This is a genomic window from Xanthobacter sediminis (assembly GCF_043195015.1).
Lineage (GTDB): Bacteria > Pseudomonadota > Alphaproteobacteria > Rhizobiales > Xanthobacteraceae > Xanthobacter.
On sequence record NZ_JBAFWH010000007.1, the window covers coordinates 105,725 to 123,234 of the forward strand.

The following is a 17,510-nucleotide window of genomic DNA, read 5'->3' on the forward strand; positions in this document are numbered from 1 at the left end:
GGCATCACGGGAGCAAGGGCTTCGGCGATCAACGGCGACAGCGTCTCGCCCGCTGTCAAAGCAGCGCTCGGCCGGGCGCGGCGGTTGGCCGACGCCACGGCGGAGAACGCAGACGTCGCCCAAGCAAGGCATCCCGACAAGGCCCGCGTCACGTCAGCCGGGCCTTCCGACCGGCCGAAGCCGGCGGAAGCGCCGGGCCGGCTGGTGCCCGGCCCGGTGGCGGCGCCCCCTCAGGACAGGCCGGCGATGAAGCCGTCGGGCGTGACGAAGATGTGCTCCGCCGCGGGGTGCGAGGGCAGGCCGGGCATGGTCATGATGTCGCCCGCGAGCGCCACCACGAAGCCGGCGCCGGCGGAAAGCCGCACATCGCGGATGGGCAGGGCGTGGCCGCTCGGCGCGTTGCGCAGGCTGGGGTCCGCCGAGAAGGAATACTGCGTCTTCGCCATGCACACCGGCAGGCGGCCGAAGCCCGCCGCCTCGAACTCCCGGAGCCGGCTCAGGGCGGTGGCTGAGAAGTCCACCCGCCCGGCGGCGTAGATCTCGCGCGCCACGGTCTCGATCTTGTCCTTCAGCGGCATCTCGTCCGGATAGAGGAAGCGGAAGTCGGCGCCGCGCGCGGCGAGGTCCATCACCGCGCGGGCAAGGCCCTCGGCGCCGCGCCCGCCGTCCGCCCAATGGGAGCAGACGTGGACCTCGACCCCCATGTCCGCGAGCGCGCCGCGCACCGCCTCCACCTCGGCCGCCGTATCGGTGGTGAAGCGGTTGAGCGCTACCGCAACCGGCAGGCCGAACTTGGCGAGGTTCTCCACGTGGCGCCGGAGGTTGGCGGTGCCGGCCACCACCGCAGCGACGTTCTCCGGGGCCAGTTCCTTCACCGGCACGCCGCCGTGCATCTTCAGCGCGCGGATGGTGGCCACCACCACCGCCGCCGAGGGCGCGAGCCCCGCCTGCCGGCACTTGATGTCCAGGAACTTCTCGGCCCCGAGATCGGCGCCGAAGCCGGCCTCGGTCACCACATAGTCGGCCAGCGCCAGGGCGCTCTTCGTGGCCATCACGGAGTTGCAGCCGTGGGCGATGTTGGCGAAGGGCCCGCCGTGCACCAGAGCGGGCGTGCCCTCCATGGTCTGCACGAGGTTGGGCTGGAAGGCATCGCGCAGCAGCGCCACCATGGCGCCGATGCTGCCGAACTCGGCCGCGCTCACCATGCGGCGGCCGCGGGTCTGGCCCACCACCATGCGGGAGAGGCGGGCGTCGAGGTCCTCCAGGCTGTCGGCGAGGCAGAAGATGGCCATCACCTCGCTCGCGACGGTGATGTCGAACCCGTCCTCGCGCGGGAAGCCGTTGGCCGGGCCGCCGAGGCCCACCGTGATGGCGCGCAGGGCCCGGTCGTTGAGGTCCATCACCCGCCGCCACGCGATGCGCCGGGCGTCGAGGTCGAGGCCGTTGCCCCAGTAGATGTGGTTGTCGATGAGGGCCGACAGCAGGTTGTGCGCGGCGGAGATGGCGTGGATGTCGCCGGTGAAGTGCAGGTTGATGTCCTGCATGGGGATGATCTGGGCGCGCCCGCCGCCGGTGGCCCCGCCCTTGGCGCCGAACACCGGGCCGAGGGAGGGCTCGCGCAGGCACACCGCAGTCTTGGCGCCGAGCCGCGAGAGGGCATCGCCGAGGCCGATGGTGGTGGTGGTCTTGCCCTCGCCCGCCGGGGTGGGGCTGATGGCGGTGACGAGGATGAGCCGGCCCTGCCCCGTCCCCGGCGCTGCCCCCTGCCCCGCGCCGGGCGCGTCCTCGCCCAACCGCGCGTCGAGATCGGCGATGAAGTCGAGCGAGAGCTTGGCCTTGTGGGGGCCGTGGCGGAAGATGGCGGCGGCCGGAATGGCGAGCCGCGCCGCCACGTCCTCGATGGGCAGCGGCGTGACGCTGGCCGCGATGGCGGCGTCGGAGGCCGGATCGACGGGACGGGCGGTTCTTTGGTGCATCAGGAGATTCCCAGGCAGGCTTGCGCGCCGACCCTAATGCACCCTTTGCGTCTCCCGCAACGCGGCAGACGGGCGGAAATCGTCGGAGAAGCCGCCTTGCGGCGCAAAATCCGCGCGCGGAAAGGGGAAAACGGCCGCCACGAGGCCTAATTCCAGGCGGAAGCCCCGATCCAGGCCATCAGGGGCCGGGCACCTCGGGCGCGAGCAGGCAGCGGTCTCGCCCCGCGCGCTTGGCCGCGTAGAGCATGCGGTCGGCGCGCTGGATGACCTCCGCCAGGGTCTCGGTGGGCCCCGCCTCGGCGACGCCGAAGCTCACCGTCACCGCCCGTCCGTCGCTCAGTTCCTCGAACACGGCGTCGCGCATGGCACGGCCCACCCGCTCCGCGATGGCGAGAGCCTTGGCCCCCTCGGCGCGCGGGAGCAGCAGCACGAACTCCTCGCCGCCGAACCGCGCCGCCATGTCCGAGTGCCGCAGCTCGCCCGAGAGCAGGTCCGCGAACTGCCTGAGCACGCTGTCCCCGGCCGCATGGCCGAAGCTGTCGTTGATGGACTTGAAATGGTCGAGGTCGCCATAGGCGATGCTGAGAGGGCGCATGCCGGGATCGTTCCACAGCGGTATCGCGCCGTTGTGGAAGCCGCGCCGGTTCAGGAGGCCGGTCAGGGTATCGGAGCAGCTCTCGCGCCGATAATCCTCGACCACGTCCAGGGACACCGCCACGAACAGCATGAGGGCGATCAGCAGACCGGCGATGAAGACGGAGAAGTTCAGCGCCTGCCAGAACATGGAGGTCGCAAACCTTCTGCGAACCTCGTCCAGGTCCACGCCGTCGGCGATGAGGTGGTCGAGGCGCGAGATCTCGCCCGCGAAGGGGGCAGTCAGCGCGGTGCGGACGAAAAAATGAAGGCCGAACAGCAGCAGGACCCAGAAGAACACCCGGTCAAGCATGCCGCTTCCGCGCGCGGCGCGCACACGCAGCGCCACCCGCACGACGATGATGCCATAGCCGAAGTTCTGCACGTAGATGCGCATGACGAGGCTGTGGTCCACGAAATAAAAATAGCAGACGAGAACCACAACCCCGATCGCCAGAGCGGGCGTGAGCCAATCGCGCCCGGTCGCGCCAAAGCGCATGGCGATGCCCTGCGCAAGCAGGCAGATGCAAAGCGTGTATGTAACCGTGGAGGCCAGGACATTCGGCCAGCCGTCCCGCGGAATTGTCAGCATCTGCGACAGAGCTGCAACCACGTAGCAGAGGAACGACAATGACAGAATGAGAACGTAGAGGCGGTCTCGGCGGTGAACCCAGACCCCCAAATACAATGCACTGAAGAAGAAGGCGACGATCGGCCCCGTGTAAAGATAGAGCCCCCCGGCAGCCATGGCGTTCTCCAGCGAATTCGCAGCTCGCGAAATTCTTCGTACATGGCGTGGCCTGGCTACCCTCGCCAGCCGGCTCCATCTGCACCCGGCTGCCCGCGAAGCTCCATCCCCGATGGGTGGAAGTCAAGCGCCGTCAGCGCTTGTAGAGCCAGAGCCGCAGCTCGTCCTTCAGGCGGCGGAAATCGTAGAACGTGAAGGCGAGGAGGGCGGTGGCGGCCAGCGCCAGCAGCGCCGAGACGGCGCCCGGCCATTCGAGCGCCGAGGCGCAGAAATCATAGACGAGATAGGCGAGCAGGGCCGTGACCGCGAACGCCACCCCGAAATAGATTCGCGCATCCAGCCGCGCGAGGGCGATGCCCACGCCCACCCAGATGACGACCGCCACCAGGATGGCCCAGCCCCAGCCGAGCCCGAACTGCCGCGCCACGAAATTGCCGCCCGCACCGCACAGGAGAACGAAGCCGACAAGCAGCAGCAGCCCGGCGCGCAGGCGGAGGATGGAGGCCTTCTGCGCTCCGGTCGATGGGCTGGACATGATGCCCTTCCTTAAGGTGAGATCACAGGTTCCGGACGGGGGCCGCCCGAGACGGGGATGCGTACGATGCGGCGAATGCTCGTGGTACTCAATGCCAAAGCTGGCCATCTGCTCGATCTCGGGGCCGAGCCCGTGCGCCGGCAGGTGGACGCCGCCCTCTCCCGCGCCGATCTCGACGTGAAGGTGGAGGTGGCCGCCGGCGCCGCGCTCTCCGCCCTCCTGCGCGAGGCGCCCGAGGCCGGCTACGACACGGTGGTGGTGGGCGCCGGCGACGGCACCCTCTCCAGCGCCGCCGCGCTCTATGCCAATACCGGCACCGTGCTCGGCGTGCTGCCGCTCGGCACCATGAACCTCCTCGCCCACGACATCGGCCTGCCGCGCGACCTTGCGGGCGCGCTCGCCGCCCTGGCCGATGCCCGCCCCATGCGGATCGACCTCGGCACCCTCAACGGGCGGCCGTTTCATTCGGTCTCGGGGGTGGGCTTCTTCAGCCAGATGGCGCTGGCGCGCGAGCAGGAGCGCGAACGGCACGGGCGCGTGGCGGGCTGGCTCATCGCCCTGGCCAAGGCGGCGTTCCGGGCCGGGCGGATGTCGCTGGAGCTGGAGCTGGCCGGCGCCTCCCACCCGGTGGAGGCCTACGCCGCCCTCGTCACCGTCAACGCCTTCGACGCACCAAGCCTCCACCGCGCCCGGCTCGATGGCGGCCTGCTGGAGGTGCTGGTGGCGGAGGACCGCGGCACCCTGGCGCGGCTGAAGGCCGGCGCCGACGTGCTGGTGGGCGGCTGGCGCGACAACCCCGGCATCCACGTGTTCACCACGCCCCGTGTCACCATTCACGCGCGGCGCAGCCGGGCCTGGGTCGCCACCGACGGGGAGGCGGCGCGCGAGAGCCTGCCGCTGCGCTATGCCATCGCTCCCGGCGCGTTGAACCTGCTGGTGCCGCGCGCCGCGCCCCAATGGCGCGGGCGCGAGGACATCACCTGAGCCGCCGGCGGGGGATCGCGGGCGGGGCAACCGCCCTCTATGGTGCCCCCGCCCCCTCACGCCGAGTCGCAGTCATGCGTTGTGAAACTTCCCCGTCCCTCCGTCCGCGGGCGGCCTGATGCGCTTTCCCGCCCCGCTCATTCCCGCGCGGCTGGTGCGCCGCTACAAGCGCTTTCTCGCCGACGTGGTGCTGGAGGACGGCACCGAGACCACCGTGCACGTGGCCAATTCCGGCGCCATGCTGGGGCTCGGCACACCGGGCAGCCGGGTGTGGCTCTCCCGCAGCGACAGCCCCACGCGCAAGCTGCCCCTGAGCTGGGAGCTGGTGGAGGCCGATTTCGGCGCCGGGCCGGAGCTGGTGGGCGTCAACACCATGCACCCCAACACCCTGGTGGCCGAGGCCATCGCCGCCGGGCAGGTGGCGGGCCTTTCCGGCTACGGCCGGCTGCGGCGAGAGGTGAAATACGGCGTCAACAGCCGCATCGACATCCTCTTGGAGGAAGAGGGGCGGCCCGCCTGCCTGGTGGAGGTGAAGAACGTGCACCTCATGCGCGCGCCCGGCGCCGCCGAGTTTCCCGATTGCGTCACCGCGCGCGGCGCCAAGCACCTGGTCGAGCTTTCCGCGGAGGCGCGGGCCGGGCGGCGGGCGGTGATGGTCTACATCAGCCAGATCGGCTCGGCCCGCGCCATCGGCCTCGCGCGGGACCTCGACCCGGCCTATGGCGCCGCCTTCGACGCCGCGCGCGCGGCGGGGGTTGAGGCCATCGCGCTCGCCTGCGCGATCACCCGCGAGGCCATCGAGGTGGCGGCCGAAATCCCCATGATCGGCTGATGGGCCGCCCGGCGCTTGCTTTGGCGGCGAGTTGGCATAAATCTTGGGGGTAAAGCATCCGATCAGAACGGTTCCGGCCGCGCCCCGGCGGCGCCCGGCGAGAAGGCGACATCATGACCTACGTGGAAGCGGCGGACGCGCCGCTCAGGAAGACCGGACACATCAAGCTCTACGGGCCCGAGGGCTTCGAGGGCATGCGCAAGGCCGGCCGCCTCGCCGCCGAGATCCTCGACGCCATCGCCGAGATGATCGGGCCGGGCGTGACCACCGCCGCCGTCGACGCCCTGGTCTATGATTTCGCCGTCGCCCACGGAGCCTATCCGGCGACCCTCATGTACCGGGGCTATCGCTACTCGGTGTGCACCTCCATCAACCACGTGGTGTGCCACGGCATGCCCAATGCCAAGCCGCTGCGCGAAGGCGACATCGTGAACGTGGATGTCACCGTGGTGCTCGACGGCTGGTACGGGGATTCGAGCCGCATGTACGCCATCGGCGAGATCCCCCGCCGGGCCGAGCGGCTGCTGGACGTGACCTATGAATCCATGATGCTCGGCATCGCCGCCATCAAGCCCGGCGGCCATGTGGGCGACATCGGCGCCGCCATCCAGGAGTTCGTGGAGCCCCAGCACATGAGCGTGGTGCGGGACTTCTGCGGCCACGGCGTGGGCCGGGTGTTCCACGACGAGCCCAACATCGTGCACGTGGGGCGGCGGGGCGAGGGCCCGCAGCTGGTGCCGGGCATGATCTTCACCGTGGAACCCATGATCAACCTGGGCCGCCCGCACGTGAAGGTGCTCTCCGACGGCTGGACCGCCGTGACCCGAGACCGCTCCCTCTCCGCCCAGTTCGAACATGCCGTGGGCGTGACCGAGACCGGGGTGGAGATCTTCACCATCAGCCCCAAGGGCTACCACAAGCCGCCCTACGCCACCGCCTGACGGTGGCGCGGGCATGGCCCGGCGGCGGGAAATCGCGCACCATGCGGGCGGATCGATTCGCGCCCGCGCGTCCGCGGGCGGCGGGGAATGAGGACCCATGGCTGGAGAGCCCGAAGGCGGCCTGAACGAGGCGCCCCACTTTCACGGCCATCGCGACCGCCTGCGCGCCCGCTTCCGCGAGGCCGGCGCCCAGGCGCTCGCCGACTATGAGCTCCTGGAGCTGATCCTGTTCCGCGCCATCCCCCGGCGTGACGTGAAGCCGCTTGCCAAGGCGCTGCTGGAGCGGTTCGGCTCGTTCGCGGAGGTCATCACCGCCCCTGCCCCCCTTTTGGCCGAGATCCCCGGCGTGAAGGATGCCGTGGTGACCGAGCTGAAGCTGGCCGAGGCCGCCGCCCAGCGCCTCGCCAAGGGCCAGGTGAAGCGCCGCCCCGCCCTCTCCTCCTGGAGCGCGGTGCTGGATTATTGCCGCACCGCCATGGCCTATGCCGACCGCGAGCAGGTGCGCGTGCTGTTCCTCGACAAGCGCAACCAGCTCATCACCGACGAGGTGCTGCAGACCGGCACGGTGGACCATGCACCCGTCTACCCGCGCGAGGTGGTGAAGCGGGCGCTGGAAGTCTCCGCCTCCGCCATCATCCTGTGCCACAATCACCCTTCGGGCGATCCGACCCCCTCGCGCGCCGACATCGACATGACCAAGCGCATCATCGACGTGGCCAAGCCGCTCGGCATCGAGGTGCACGACCACATCATCGTCGGCAAGGACGGCCACGCCAGCCTGAAGGGCCTGCGCCTGATCTGAGACCGCCGGCGCCGGCCCTTCGGTTGGCGTCGAAGGGGTTTGGCTCAGGTATCGCGCGGGGGTGACCCAGCGCCCATGAGTCCGGCTCACGCCCCTTCGGCAGAATACGTCCCCGCACGGGGCCAGCCAGCGGCAGGCGCGCGGGGCGATCTGCGCGGGCGCAGCGCATCCACTCCAGCGAAATAGGCCTGCCTCGCACCGGCCATCGGCCCGCTGCCACGCGACACGCTCCACCCGCCGGGCCTGGACGGTGGCACGCGACAAGGCCGCCGGCGGCGGACGTGCCGCGAGAAGGCCGGCGGATCTACACCGCCCGATCGCACGTGCCGGGCGCGCCACCCCCACATGAAATCCCTGCACCACAATGGTGCCGTGGGGCGCGACAGCGCACGGCGCCCTCGGCGGCCTTTCCGGCAAAGCAGCGCTTGAGAGGGCTCGCGCAACAAAAAAGGCGCCGCGCGATCGCGCGGCGCCCGGTTCCGTCGGGAGACGGAAGTTCAGATCACTTCAGCGCGTTCAGGCTGGTGTCGATCGAGAGGCTCGCCACGAAGCGGTCGCCGCAGGCGTTCGAGAGGCCAGACACCTGGCCGCAGGTGTTGAACGAGCCGTTGGGCAGGTAGCCCTCGGAGAGATCCGAGCCGTAGTAGCGCAGGTCGAGGGTGGCAGCCTTGTAGGTGAAGGCGGCACCGACGTTCCAGGTGGTGTAGGACGGCAGCTCGTAGTTCGCAACGAAGATGTTGCTGTAGTTGGTCGTGCCCAGCCACTGGTAGCCGACCTCGCCCGACACGTAGAAGCCGACGTCCTTGACGGGGCTCCACTTGGAGAAGTCAACCTTCAAGGTACCGGACAGGTAGGTGTCGTCCGAGCCGGTGCCCACATAGTTGCTGGAGTAGTACAGGTTACCGCCAACGGTGAAGATGTCATTGATGACATAGGTCGGCTTGAAGTACACTTCCCAGTAATTCATGTTCGCGGCGGGCACACCCAGCGCGTAGGAATTCTCGGAGAGCTGGCCGGGATAGTAGTAGTAGACGTAACCGACGTCGAGGGTGAGGCCACCCCAGGTGTGACGCAGGCCGCCGTAGATATCCATCTCGGCGGACGGATCGGTGAGGCCGGTGACCTGGTAGTTGTTGATGACCGCCGGGAAGTTCACGCTGGACATGAACAGGCCGCCGTACACCCAGTCGAACAGGCGCAGCTCGGCATAGCCCTGCACGGCCGGATCGCCGTTGGTCTGGGTCATGCCGCGGAAGATGTAGTCGCTGGTGAGCTTGGCGCCGAACGCGAGATCCCACACGGGAGTGGGCTCAGGAGCAGGGGCCGCCTTCACGGGCATGGTCAGGTCGGCGGCCGAGGCCGAACCGGCGATGAGCATGGAAGCGGCGACCAGTGCAATCTTCTTCATATGTGTTTACCCCCGCAGAGATTTAAGGTGATAAAAACCAGCTCTGCCTCCGAAGTCCAATGCGAAAATTCAGGCACGCCATGCTCGCCGAATAGGCAAAACCGCATGAATGCTGAATTCTCGTGTTGCTTTTGAGCAACGCAGGATGCGGAAGTGAAATTCGCATCTCTTCCTGAGAGGAAACTCCTCTGCCCAGGGACGTCCTCAGCCGTCACGGACGCGTCATGAGGAGGGGGCGATTCCGCTCCGGAACCCGTGCCCAAGCACCGTCTTCCTGCCGTGCGAAGCGAATCGTCGACCCATCGGCCACACCCCGCACCAGGATGTTACCCCCCGACAGTTCCCAGCTCACGGCACCGAACCGGGTGAGGGATTCGTCGCAGTCCGGCGCCACTTCCATTCGATAGCCGCCGCCGGGCGCGCGCGCCTCGCGCAGGGTCCAGCGGCATACCGCAACGCCCGGCCCGCGCGAGAGCAGCCATTCGCCCATCACCTCCTCGGGCGTGGCGGGCAGCCCCTCCCCGGTGCCGGGCGGCCCCAGGAAATAGACCCCGTCCCCCTCGCGCAGCGCCTCGAAGCTACCTCCGGTCGCCTCGGTGAACTCGGCGATCGTACGCCCCTGCGCGCCCAAAAGGCGGATGGAGCCGGCCGCGTCCGGCGTCCAGGCCCGCACCAGGGCGGCGAAGGAGATGGCGGCGCACGCCGCCGGATCGAGCGCTACCGCAAAGCCGCCCTCCACCGGCTCGGCGGCCAGGGCGAGGTCGCAGCGGCGCTCTCCATCGGCGCTGGCAAGGCGAAACGGCCCGGCGAGCCGCTTGGCCGCCTCGTCCGCACGGAAGGCCGGAGCCGCCGCTGGTGCGCTCTCGCGCGGCTGCGCGCGCACCGCCTGCGGCGCCCACCAGCACGCCATCATGAGCGCTGCAGCAGCGGCAACCCTGGACCGGACCGGCATCACATCCCTCCCTCGACCCATGCGCGCGAAGATTAGAGCGTTCCGCGCTCGCGCGCGTGCTTATTGACGGCCGGCGGCCTCAGGGCCTCGGCCAGGGGGTTTCAGGCACCGGTGTCAGGGGGCCCTTGCCGTCGAGCCACGAGAACAGATTGTCCACTACCAGCTGGCCCATCGCCTCGCGCGTGAAGGTGGTGGCGGAGCCCACATGGGGCAGCAGCACCACGTTTTCGAGGGCGAAGAAGGCTTCCGGCACCCGCGGCTCGTCGGCGAACACGTCGAGCCCGGCGGCGAGGATGGTGCCGGCCTCGAGCGCCGCGAGCAGCGCCCCTTCGTCCACCACGGAGCCGCGCGCCACGTTCACCAGCACGCCCTGCGGCCCCAGAGCCGCCAGCACCCCGGCATCCACCATGTTGCGAGTGGCGGGGCCGCCGGGCACGATCACCACCAGCGTGTCCACCGCCGCCGCCATGGCCGTGAGGTCCGGATAATGGGGATAGGCCACTTCCGGCACCGGCCGGCGGCTGTGATAGGCGAGGCCGACCCCGAACGCCTCCAGCCGGTGGGCGATGGCGCGGCCGATGCGGCCCATGCCCACCAGCCCCACCGTGCGCCCGCGCAGGGTGGCGGTGAGCGGGAAGGCGCCCTTCAGCCAGCCGCCCGCGCGCACGAAGCGGTCCGCCTGCGGCAGGCGACGCACGGCGGCCAGCAGCAGGCCCACCGCGAGGTCCGCCACCTCCTCGTTCAGGACATCTGGCGTATGAGTAACCGTGACGCCGCGCGCGGCGGCGGCAACGGCGTCCACGGTGTCGTAGCCGACGCCGAAATTGGCGACGATCTCCAGGGCCGGCAGGCGGCTTATCAGCGCCGCGTCCACCGGCCGGCCGCCGCGGGTGGCGATGGCGCGCACCGTTGCCGCGTCCAGCCGGTCGAGATCGGCGAGGCTCGCCAGGGTGAAGCGTCCGGCGAGCTGGCGCTCCACCACGGATTCCATGATGGGGCCGGTGAGCAGGAGGGTCGGGCGGGTGCTGGAGGTCATGGCGGTTTCGGCTCCCGGTGCGTCGCGACCTCCTGTTTACGGCATTTGCGCGCGCGGGGGAGCCCGGCCGCAGGGGAAGCCGCCCCTTCCCCTGCGAAGCTTTGACCGCTTGCCGCGCGGCGCGGCCCATGGCACCCCTGGGGCAACAGGCCGGCGCGCGGCGCGGCGTTTCCATTCAGGCGAGAGGGCGAGGGTGATGGTCGAGCGGGTGATCGAGTCGATACTGTTCCGCAGCCGCTGGATCATGGCGCCCTTCTACCTCGGGCTGGTGGTCGCGCTGTTCGTGCTGCTGTTCAAGTTCGGCTCGGAGGTGGTGCATTTCGTCACCCACGCCCTCGGCGCCTCGGAGAGCGACACGATTCTCGGCATCCTGGCGCTGGTGGACCTGACCCTCACCGGCAACCTCGTGCTCATCGTCATCTTCTCGGGCTACGAGAACTTCGTCTCGAAAATCGACCCCGCCGGCCACCCCGACTGGCCGGAGTGGATGACGCGGGTGGACTTCACCGGCCTCAAGCAGAAGCTGCTCGCCTCCATCGTCGCCATCTCCGCCATTCAGCTCCTGAAGGCGTTCATGGACCTGCCCAAGGGCTTCAGCCAGGACACGCTGACCTGGCTCGTCGTCATCCACGTGGTGTTCGTGGGGTCGAGCCTGCTGCTCGCGTGGTCGGACAAGCTCTCCAGCGACAAGCACTGAGGATGGCCAGGGAGCGGTAGCGGCGTGCTCCAAGAACGCCGCTCGCGCCACGGGGCAAGAAACAGGCACGCCCTGTTCTTCGGCAAAAGGGAACATTGCGCGAGACGAAAGGGGGCGCGGCAGCCCTCTTCCTGCCGCAATGCGAAAATCCCCGAGCCGGCGCCGCATCTCACCTTGAGAAATCCTGCGTGAGGGTGCAGAACGTTGCGCGCCCAGGGGCGGAGCGTTCACGATGCATTTCGACATGGTCATCATCCAGCCGGCGGTGGCGCTGATCGCGGGGGTGCTGATCCTCGTCTTTCCCCGCCTGCTCAATGTGCTGGTGGCGCTCTACCTGATCATCGTCGGGGTCACTGGCCTGCTGGGCCACTAAGGATTTCGCGCAAACAGGACGAAAGGAGCGCCCTAGAACCTGCCGGTGCGGTTGATGCCTTGCGTGCCGCAAGCTAAAGCATCCGCCCATCCCGCATGTCCCGCGCCCCTCCACAAGGGATCTCTCTAGATGACGAAATGGGTCTACACCTTCGGCGACGGCAAGGCCGAGGGCAAAGCCGACATGAAGAACCTGCTCGGTGGCAAGGGCGCCAACCTCGCCGAGATGTCCAACCTCGGCCTGCCCGTCCCGCCCGGCTTCACCATCACCACCGAAGTGTGCACCTATTACTACGCGCACGGCGAGACCTATCCGGCCGAGCTGAAGGGCGACGTGGAGAAGGCCCTTGCCCAGGTGGGCGAGCTCACCGGCAAGTCCTTCGGCGACGCCGCGAACCCGCTGCTGGTCTCGGTGCGCTCGGGCGCCCGCGCCTCCATGCCCGGCATGATGGACACGGTGCTCAACCTCGGCCTCAACGACGAGACCGTCGAGGCCGTGGCTAAGCTCGCCGGCGACCGGCGCTTCGCCTATGACAGCTACCGCCGCTTCATCACCATGTATTCCGACGTGGTGATGGGGGTCGCGCACCACCACTACGAAGAGATCCTCGAGCACTACAAGGCCCAGAAGGGCTACACCCTCGACACCGAGCTCTCGGCGGACGACTGGGCCTTCCTCATCACCAAGTACAAGGCCAAGTACCAGGAAGAGCTGGGCAAACCCTTCCCGCAGGACCCGAACGAGCAGCTCTGGGGAGCCATCGGCGCCGTGTTCGGCTCCTGGATGAACAACCGCGCCATCACCTACCGCCGCCTGCACTCCATTCCGGAGAGCTGGGGCACCGCGGTGAACGTCCAGTCCATGGTGTTCGGCAACATGGGCGAGACCTCGGCCACCGGCGTCGCCTTCACCCGCAACCCGTCCACCGGCGAGAACGCGCTCTATGGCGAGTTCCTGGTGAACGCCCAGGGCGAGGACGTGGTGGCGGGCATCCGCACCCCCCAGGACCTCACCGAGAAGGCCCGCATCCACGCCGGCTCCGACAAGCCCTCCATGGAAGCGGCGCTGCCGGACGCCTTCAAGGAGTTCGAGCGCATCTCCCACGTGCTTGAAAACCACTACCGTGACATGCAGGACCTTGAGTTCACGGTGGAGAAGGGCAAGCTCTGGATGCTGCAGACCCGCTCCGGCAAGCGCACCGGCAAGGCCGCCCTGCGCATCGCCGTGGAGCTGGCCAACGAAGGGCTCATCACCCAGGAGGAGGCCGTGGGCCGCGTCGAGGCCAGCGCGCTCGACCAGCTCCTGCATCCCGCCATCGACCCCAAGGCCGACCGCACCATACTCACCACCGGCCTTCCCGCCTCTCCCGGCGCCGCCTCCGGCGCCATCGTGTTCTCAGCCGACGAGGCGGAGGCCTGGAAGGAGAAGGGCCGCAAGGTCATTCTCGTCCGCGCCGAAACCTCGCCCGAGGACATCAACGGCATGCACGCGGCCGAGGGCATCCTCACCTCCCGCGGCGGCATGACCTCCCACGCCGCCGTGGTGGCCCGCGGCATGGGCAAGCCGTGCGTCTCCGGCGCCGGCGCCGTGCGCATCGACTATGCCGCCCAGACCATGACGGTGACCGGCCAGACCTTCAAAAAGGGCGACCTCATCACCATCGACGGCGGCAACGGCCAGGTGCTGAAGGGCGAGGTGCCCATGCAGCAGCCCGAGCTTTCCGGCGAGTTCGCCACCCTCATGGGGTGGGCCGACAAGGTGCGCCGCCTGAAGGTGCGCGCCAATGCCGAGACCCCGGCCGATGCCCGCATGGCCCGCTCGTTCGGCGCCGAGGGCATCGGCCTGTGCCGCACCGAGCACATGTTCTTCGATGCCGGCCGCATCCTCGCCGTGCGCGAGATGATCCTGGCCGACGACGAGGCCGGCCGCCGTGCCGCCCTCGCCAAGCTGCTGCCCATGCAGCGCGACGACTTCGTCGAGCTGTTCGAGATCATGAAGGGCCTGCCGGTCACCATCCGCCTGCTCGACCCGCCGCTGCACGAGTTCCTGCCCCACACCGAGGCGGAAACCCTTGAGGTGGCCAAGAGCCTCGGCGTGGACGCGGAGCGCATCGAGCGGCGCAACAAGGAGCTGCACGAGACGAACCCGATGCTCGGCTTCCGCGGCTGCCGCATCGCCATCGCCTATCCCGAGATCGCCGAGATGCAGGCCCGCGCCATCTTCGAGGCGGCCGTCATCGCCGCCAAGAAGACCGGCGAGACCGTGGTGCCTGAGATCATGGTGCCGCTCATCGCCACCAAGGCCGAGCTGGACATCGTGGGCGCCGTCATCCGCAAGACCGCCGCGGCGGTGGAAGAGGAGACCGGCACCAAGCTCACCTTCCAGGTGGGCACCATGATCGAGCTGCCGCGCGCCGCCCTCCAGGCGGACAAGATCGCCGAGAGCGCCGAATTCTTCTCCTTCGGCACCAACGACCTCACCCAGACCACGTTCGGCGTCTCGCGCGATGACGCCGGCACCTTCCTCGGCACCTACGTGCAGAAGGGCATCGTGGAGACCGACCCGTTCGTCTCCATCGACGTGGACGGCGTGGGCCAGCTGGTGAAGCTCGGCGCCGAGCGTGGCCGCGCCACCCGGCCGCACCTCAAGCTCGGCATCTGCGGCGAGCACGGCGGCGATCCGGCGTCCGTGCGGTTCTGCGACAGCATCGGGCTCGATTACGTGTCCTGCTCGCCGTTCCGCGTTCCGATCGCGCGGCTCGCGGCGGCCCAGGCCGCCCTCGCCAACCGCAAGGGCTGACGCGACATCCGCCCGCACGGGCCCAGGCCCGTGCGGGTTCCCCCGCGCCCCATTCGCCCGCCGTGCGCCACAGGGCGACGGTGCGGAGGACCCAGAATGACGATGATCTCAACTTGTCGGATCACCGCCCCGAAGGCAGCGCTGGCCATCGCCACCGCTGCCTTTTTCATGGCGACGACGCCGGGCCGCGCGGTGGAGCTCGACACCTTCCTTTCAGGCGTGGAGGAGTGCAGCCTGCCCGCCCAGCACAGCCCGCTGGAAGCGTTCGTTCGCTCCGTCGTCCAGCGCTACGGCAACGCGCCGGGCAACCCCCGCGCCTATACCGCCGACCGCACGAACGTGCCCATCGTCCTGCCGGCGGAGATCGCATCCGCCTTCGGACCCGCCACTACCCGGAACTTCGGCGAGTACACCCAGGTGACCCTGCCCGTGGCCGGCACCTTCGGCGGCCTGCCCCTCAGCCACATGACCTTCCGCATTGGCAACCGGAACGGCATCAAGGCCTTCATGCTGGTGTTCACCGCCAGCCGCGCCGATGTGGTGGATGTGTTCGGCGATTCCATCGAGTATGGCGACAACCTCGGTCAGGACGCCGGCCGCCACGGAGACGGCTACTCGGCCGAGATCCCCTTCGGCGAGCCCGGCCGCATCGCCTGCGACTGGTCGAGCTGAACGGCCGGCGGTTCCGAATTCTTAACCAAGTCCGCTTAAGATCCAGGGCATTGAAGCACGCGGCAGCCTGAAGCAAGGCAGCGCGAACGGACCTGAAAAGCAATTCGCCCGCCGAGAGGTCCCGGCGGGCGAATGGATACTATTGCCTTGATGACACGCCGCCCGAAGGCGACATCGTCTACTCTACCGCGCTCGCATCGGCTGCGACCGGCGCACCGGCATTGCTCGCCTGACTGGCGTTGAGCGCCATGCCGGTGAGCGCGTAGCCGAGCACCAGAGCGGCAAACACGGCAATTCGCTTGAACATCGCTTCTACCCCGACCCAGAATATCACGCCGGGGCTCTCGGCCCCCGTCGACGAATCCCGGCGCGGGGTGTGTTCTAGCGCCACAAATCCCAACGGACGATGAACACCGCACGGAAATCCGCGCGGTGCCCCAAATGCCTGCCAGCCTGTTGCAGAGATGCCACAACCGATGCCGCTGCGTCCACCTCACCGGGCGATGCAGCGGCCGGAAAGCAGCCGCCCCGCCTCAGGCTTCCTCGCCTTCCTCGGCGGCGACTTCGGCGGCCACCTCGGCGCGGGCCACGGCGAGCTCGGCCTCGATCTCCGCATCCTCGTCACGGGCGGTGCGCACGTCCTCGCCACGGGCCTGGCGCTCGCCTTCCTCGGCGTTGCGGGCAACGTTGACGGTCACGCTCACCTCGACCTCGGGGTGCAGGGTCACGGGCACGACATGCAGGCCCAGGGCCTTGATGGGGTGGTTCAGCACCACCTGGTGACGATCCACGGTGAAGCCGGCGGCCGCGAGGCCCTCGGTGATGTCGCGGGTGGAGACCGAACCATAGAGCTGGCCGCTCTCGCCGGCCTGGCGGATCATCAGGACCACCTGGCCGTTGAGCTTCTCGCCCACGGCCTCGGCCTCCTGGCGGCGCACCAGGTTGCGGGCCTCGAGCTCCACCTTCATGTGCTCGAAGCGCTCGCGGTTGGCCTTGGTGGCGCGCAGCGCCTTGCCGCCCGGCAGCAGGAAGTTGCGGCCGAAGCCGTCGCGCACCTTCACCACATCGCCCATCTGGCCGAGCTTGGCGACGCGCTCAAGAAGAATGACGTCCATTTTTGTCTCCTGGAATGTCTGGATTTGGGATTGAGGGAACCGGTCAGCGATCGTTCGCCGCCGGCGGACCAAGGCCGGAGGGAAAGCGCGACCGGAAATCGAACAGGGCGTCGGCGAAGCCGAGCACCGCCATGGCCAGCACCGGCCAGCCCAGCACCAAGGTGATGAGCCAAAGGCCGGAGAGGATCAGGAACCGGGCCGAATTGCCGATGGTGAGCGCATGCACCACCGCGAAGCCCACAAGCGCATAGGCGAACACAAGCGTTGCCGCCGCCACGGAGCCCAGCAGGCCAGGCATGCCCGGCAGCAGCGTCACCAGCAGCGCGCCGGCCAGCAGATACGCCGCCATCGGCGGCAGCCGCATGCCCGAAATCATCGGCCAGGGCCGCGCCAGGCGCTGCGAAATCCGCGCCGCACGCCCCGCAAGATAGAGGCACGCAAGCTGCGAAAGCATGGTGATCAGCCCCGCCATGGGCGGCAGCACATGGGCCATAAAGGCGCCCATGGCCTCCCGGTCCTGCGCGGACGCCCCCGGGCTGGGACCCACCATGGCATCGAAGGCGATCGTCACCGCCGCCTTGTAGCTCTCGTAGTCCGTGGCCATGGCGAGCAGGGCCACCCACACGCTGACCGTGGAGAAGACAGCGGCCAGTAGCGCAAGGCTGCCCACCGGATACCACAGGAGGGCTTCCCCGCCCGCGGCGTCCTGCCGCGCCAACAGGGCCGCGTAGGCGAGCGCGAACGCGGGCACGCCCATGCCCACCGCATAGGCCAGCAGGAACGTACCGCCGAACATCACCCCGAGGCCGATGCTGGCAAATACCACCGCAAGCCCCGCCGCGACCGGCGAAAAGGCGACCCCGGTTATCATCACCGGCAGTGGCGCGAGATAGAAGAGAGGGACGGCCAGCACCGAGCCCGCCGCGACTCCGGCAGCGAGAAGGGCGGACGCCGCAGCCGCGGCGATGGCGATGAGAAGCGTGGGTCCCATAGCGACGAGCTGTCCC

The 17,510-nt window shown here is 69.1% G+C and carries 17 protein-coding genes; 8 read left to right on the forward strand and 9 right to left on the reverse strand.

The genetic code is table 11. The features are described 5' to 3' along the window. Window positions 1–230 precede the first annotated feature (230 nt). The 3 genes from V5F61_RS11290 to V5F61_RS11300 form a co-directional block, all read right to left on the reverse strand. Window positions 231–1,976, reverse strand: coding sequence for a formate--tetrahydrofolate ligase (locus V5F61_RS11290; protein WP_393988093.1), 1,746 nt, complete (start codon window positions 1,974–1,976; stop codon window positions 231–233). A 178-nt stretch (window positions 1,977–2,154) separates the two neighbouring features. Then, window positions 2,155–3,357: a GGDEF domain-containing protein gene (locus V5F61_RS11295; protein ID WP_393988092.1), complete on the reverse strand. Its 1,203-nt coding sequence runs from the start codon at window positions 3,355–3,357 to the stop codon at window positions 2,155–2,157. A 133-nt stretch (window positions 3,358–3,490) separates the two neighbouring features. Next, window positions 3,491–3,892, reverse strand: a complete 402-nt coding sequence (locus V5F61_RS11300) for a hypothetical protein (protein WP_393988091.1) — start codon at window positions 3,890–3,892, stop codon at window positions 3,491–3,493. Between the two features lie 75 nt (window positions 3,893–3,967). Here V5F61_RS11300 and V5F61_RS11305 point away from each other — a divergent pair, with 75 nt between their 5' ends. From V5F61_RS11305 to radC, 4 genes are all read left to right on the forward strand, one after another. Beyond that, window positions 3,968–4,876, forward strand: coding sequence for a diacylglycerol/lipid kinase family protein (locus V5F61_RS11305; RefSeq protein WP_393988090.1), 909 nt, complete (start codon window positions 3,968–3,970; stop codon window positions 4,874–4,876). Window positions 4,877–4,994: 118 nt separating this feature from the next. Further along, window positions 4,995–5,708, forward strand: a complete 714-nt coding sequence (gene sfsA / locus V5F61_RS11310; RefSeq protein WP_393988089.1) for a DNA/RNA nuclease SfsA — start codon at window positions 4,995–4,997, stop codon at window positions 5,706–5,708. Between the two features lie 113 nt (window positions 5,709–5,821). Further along, complete coding sequence (map, locus tag V5F61_RS11315) at window positions 5,822–6,649, forward strand: type I methionyl aminopeptidase (protein WP_393988088.1); 828 nt, start codon at window positions 5,822–5,824, stop codon at window positions 6,647–6,649. Window positions 6,650–6,746: 97 nt separating this feature from the next. Then, window positions 6,747–7,451, forward strand: coding sequence for a RadC family protein (gene radC / locus V5F61_RS11320; protein ID WP_393988087.1), 705 nt, complete (start codon window positions 6,747–6,749; stop codon window positions 7,449–7,451). A gap of 502 nt (window positions 7,452–7,953) precedes the next feature. Here the strand turns inward: radC and V5F61_RS11325 are convergent. From V5F61_RS11325 to V5F61_RS11335, 3 genes are all read right to left on the reverse strand, one after another. Beyond that, window positions 7,954–8,859: a TorF family putative porin gene (locus V5F61_RS11325; protein WP_393988086.1), complete on the reverse strand. Its 906-nt coding sequence runs from the start codon at window positions 8,857–8,859 to the stop codon at window positions 7,954–7,956. Between the two features lie 211 nt (window positions 8,860–9,070). Beyond that, the gene (locus V5F61_RS11330) at window positions 9,071–9,811 is read right to left on the reverse strand and encodes a protease inhibitor Inh/omp19 family protein (RefSeq protein ID WP_393988085.1); all 741 of its coding nucleotides are present in this window, start codon (window positions 9,809–9,811) and stop codon (window positions 9,071–9,073) included. A gap of 79 nt (window positions 9,812–9,890) precedes the next feature. Further along, window positions 9,891–10,847, reverse strand: a complete 957-nt coding sequence (locus V5F61_RS11335) for a 2-hydroxyacid dehydrogenase (RefSeq protein ID WP_393988084.1) — start codon at window positions 10,845–10,847, stop codon at window positions 9,891–9,893. A gap of 196 nt (window positions 10,848–11,043) precedes the next feature. Here V5F61_RS11335 and V5F61_RS11340 point away from each other — a divergent pair, with 196 nt between their 5' ends. The 4 genes from V5F61_RS11340 to V5F61_RS11355 all read left to right on the forward strand — a co-directional run bounded on the left by V5F61_RS11340 (window position 11,044) and on the right by V5F61_RS11355 (window position 15,388). Continuing rightward, window positions 11,044–11,544 carry a TIGR00645 family protein gene (locus V5F61_RS11340; RefSeq protein WP_393988083.1) on the forward strand — a complete coding sequence of 167 codons (501 nt, stop codon included), beginning with the start codon at window positions 11,044–11,046 and terminating at the stop codon, window positions 11,542–11,544. 232 nt (window positions 11,545–11,776) lie between these two features. Next, entirely contained in the window at window positions 11,777–11,917 is a 141-nt protein-coding gene (locus V5F61_RS11345) for a DUF3096 domain-containing protein (protein ID WP_393988082.1), read from the forward strand. Between the two features lie 129 nt (window positions 11,918–12,046). Further along, window positions 12,047–14,716, forward strand: a complete 2,670-nt coding sequence (gene ppdK, locus V5F61_RS11350) for a pyruvate, phosphate dikinase (protein ID WP_393988081.1) — start codon at window positions 12,047–12,049, stop codon at window positions 14,714–14,716. 96 nt (window positions 14,717–14,812) lie between these two features. Then, a complete protein-coding gene (locus V5F61_RS11355) occupies window positions 14,813–15,388 on the forward strand; it encodes a hypothetical protein (RefSeq protein ID WP_393988080.1) in 576 nt (191 codons plus the stop codon). 178 nt (window positions 15,389–15,566) lie between these two features. Here V5F61_RS11355 and V5F61_RS11360 read toward each other — a convergent pair whose 3' ends face one another. From V5F61_RS11360 to V5F61_RS11370, 3 genes are all read right to left on the reverse strand, one after another. Further along, window positions 15,567–15,695, reverse strand: a complete 129-nt coding sequence (locus V5F61_RS11360) for a hypothetical protein (RefSeq protein ID WP_393988079.1) — start codon at window positions 15,693–15,695, stop codon at window positions 15,567–15,569. A 226-nt stretch (window positions 15,696–15,921) separates the two neighbouring features. Next, window positions 15,922–16,503, reverse strand: a complete 582-nt coding sequence (gene rplI / locus V5F61_RS11365; protein WP_393988078.1) for a 50S ribosomal protein L9 — start codon at window positions 16,501–16,503, stop codon at window positions 15,922–15,924. Window positions 16,504–16,546: 43 nt separating this feature from the next. Continuing rightward, window positions 16,547–17,494, reverse strand: coding sequence for a DUF2232 domain-containing protein (locus V5F61_RS11370; RefSeq protein WP_393988077.1), 948 nt, complete (start codon window positions 17,492–17,494; stop codon window positions 16,547–16,549). Window positions 17,495–17,510 lie beyond the last annotated feature (16 nt).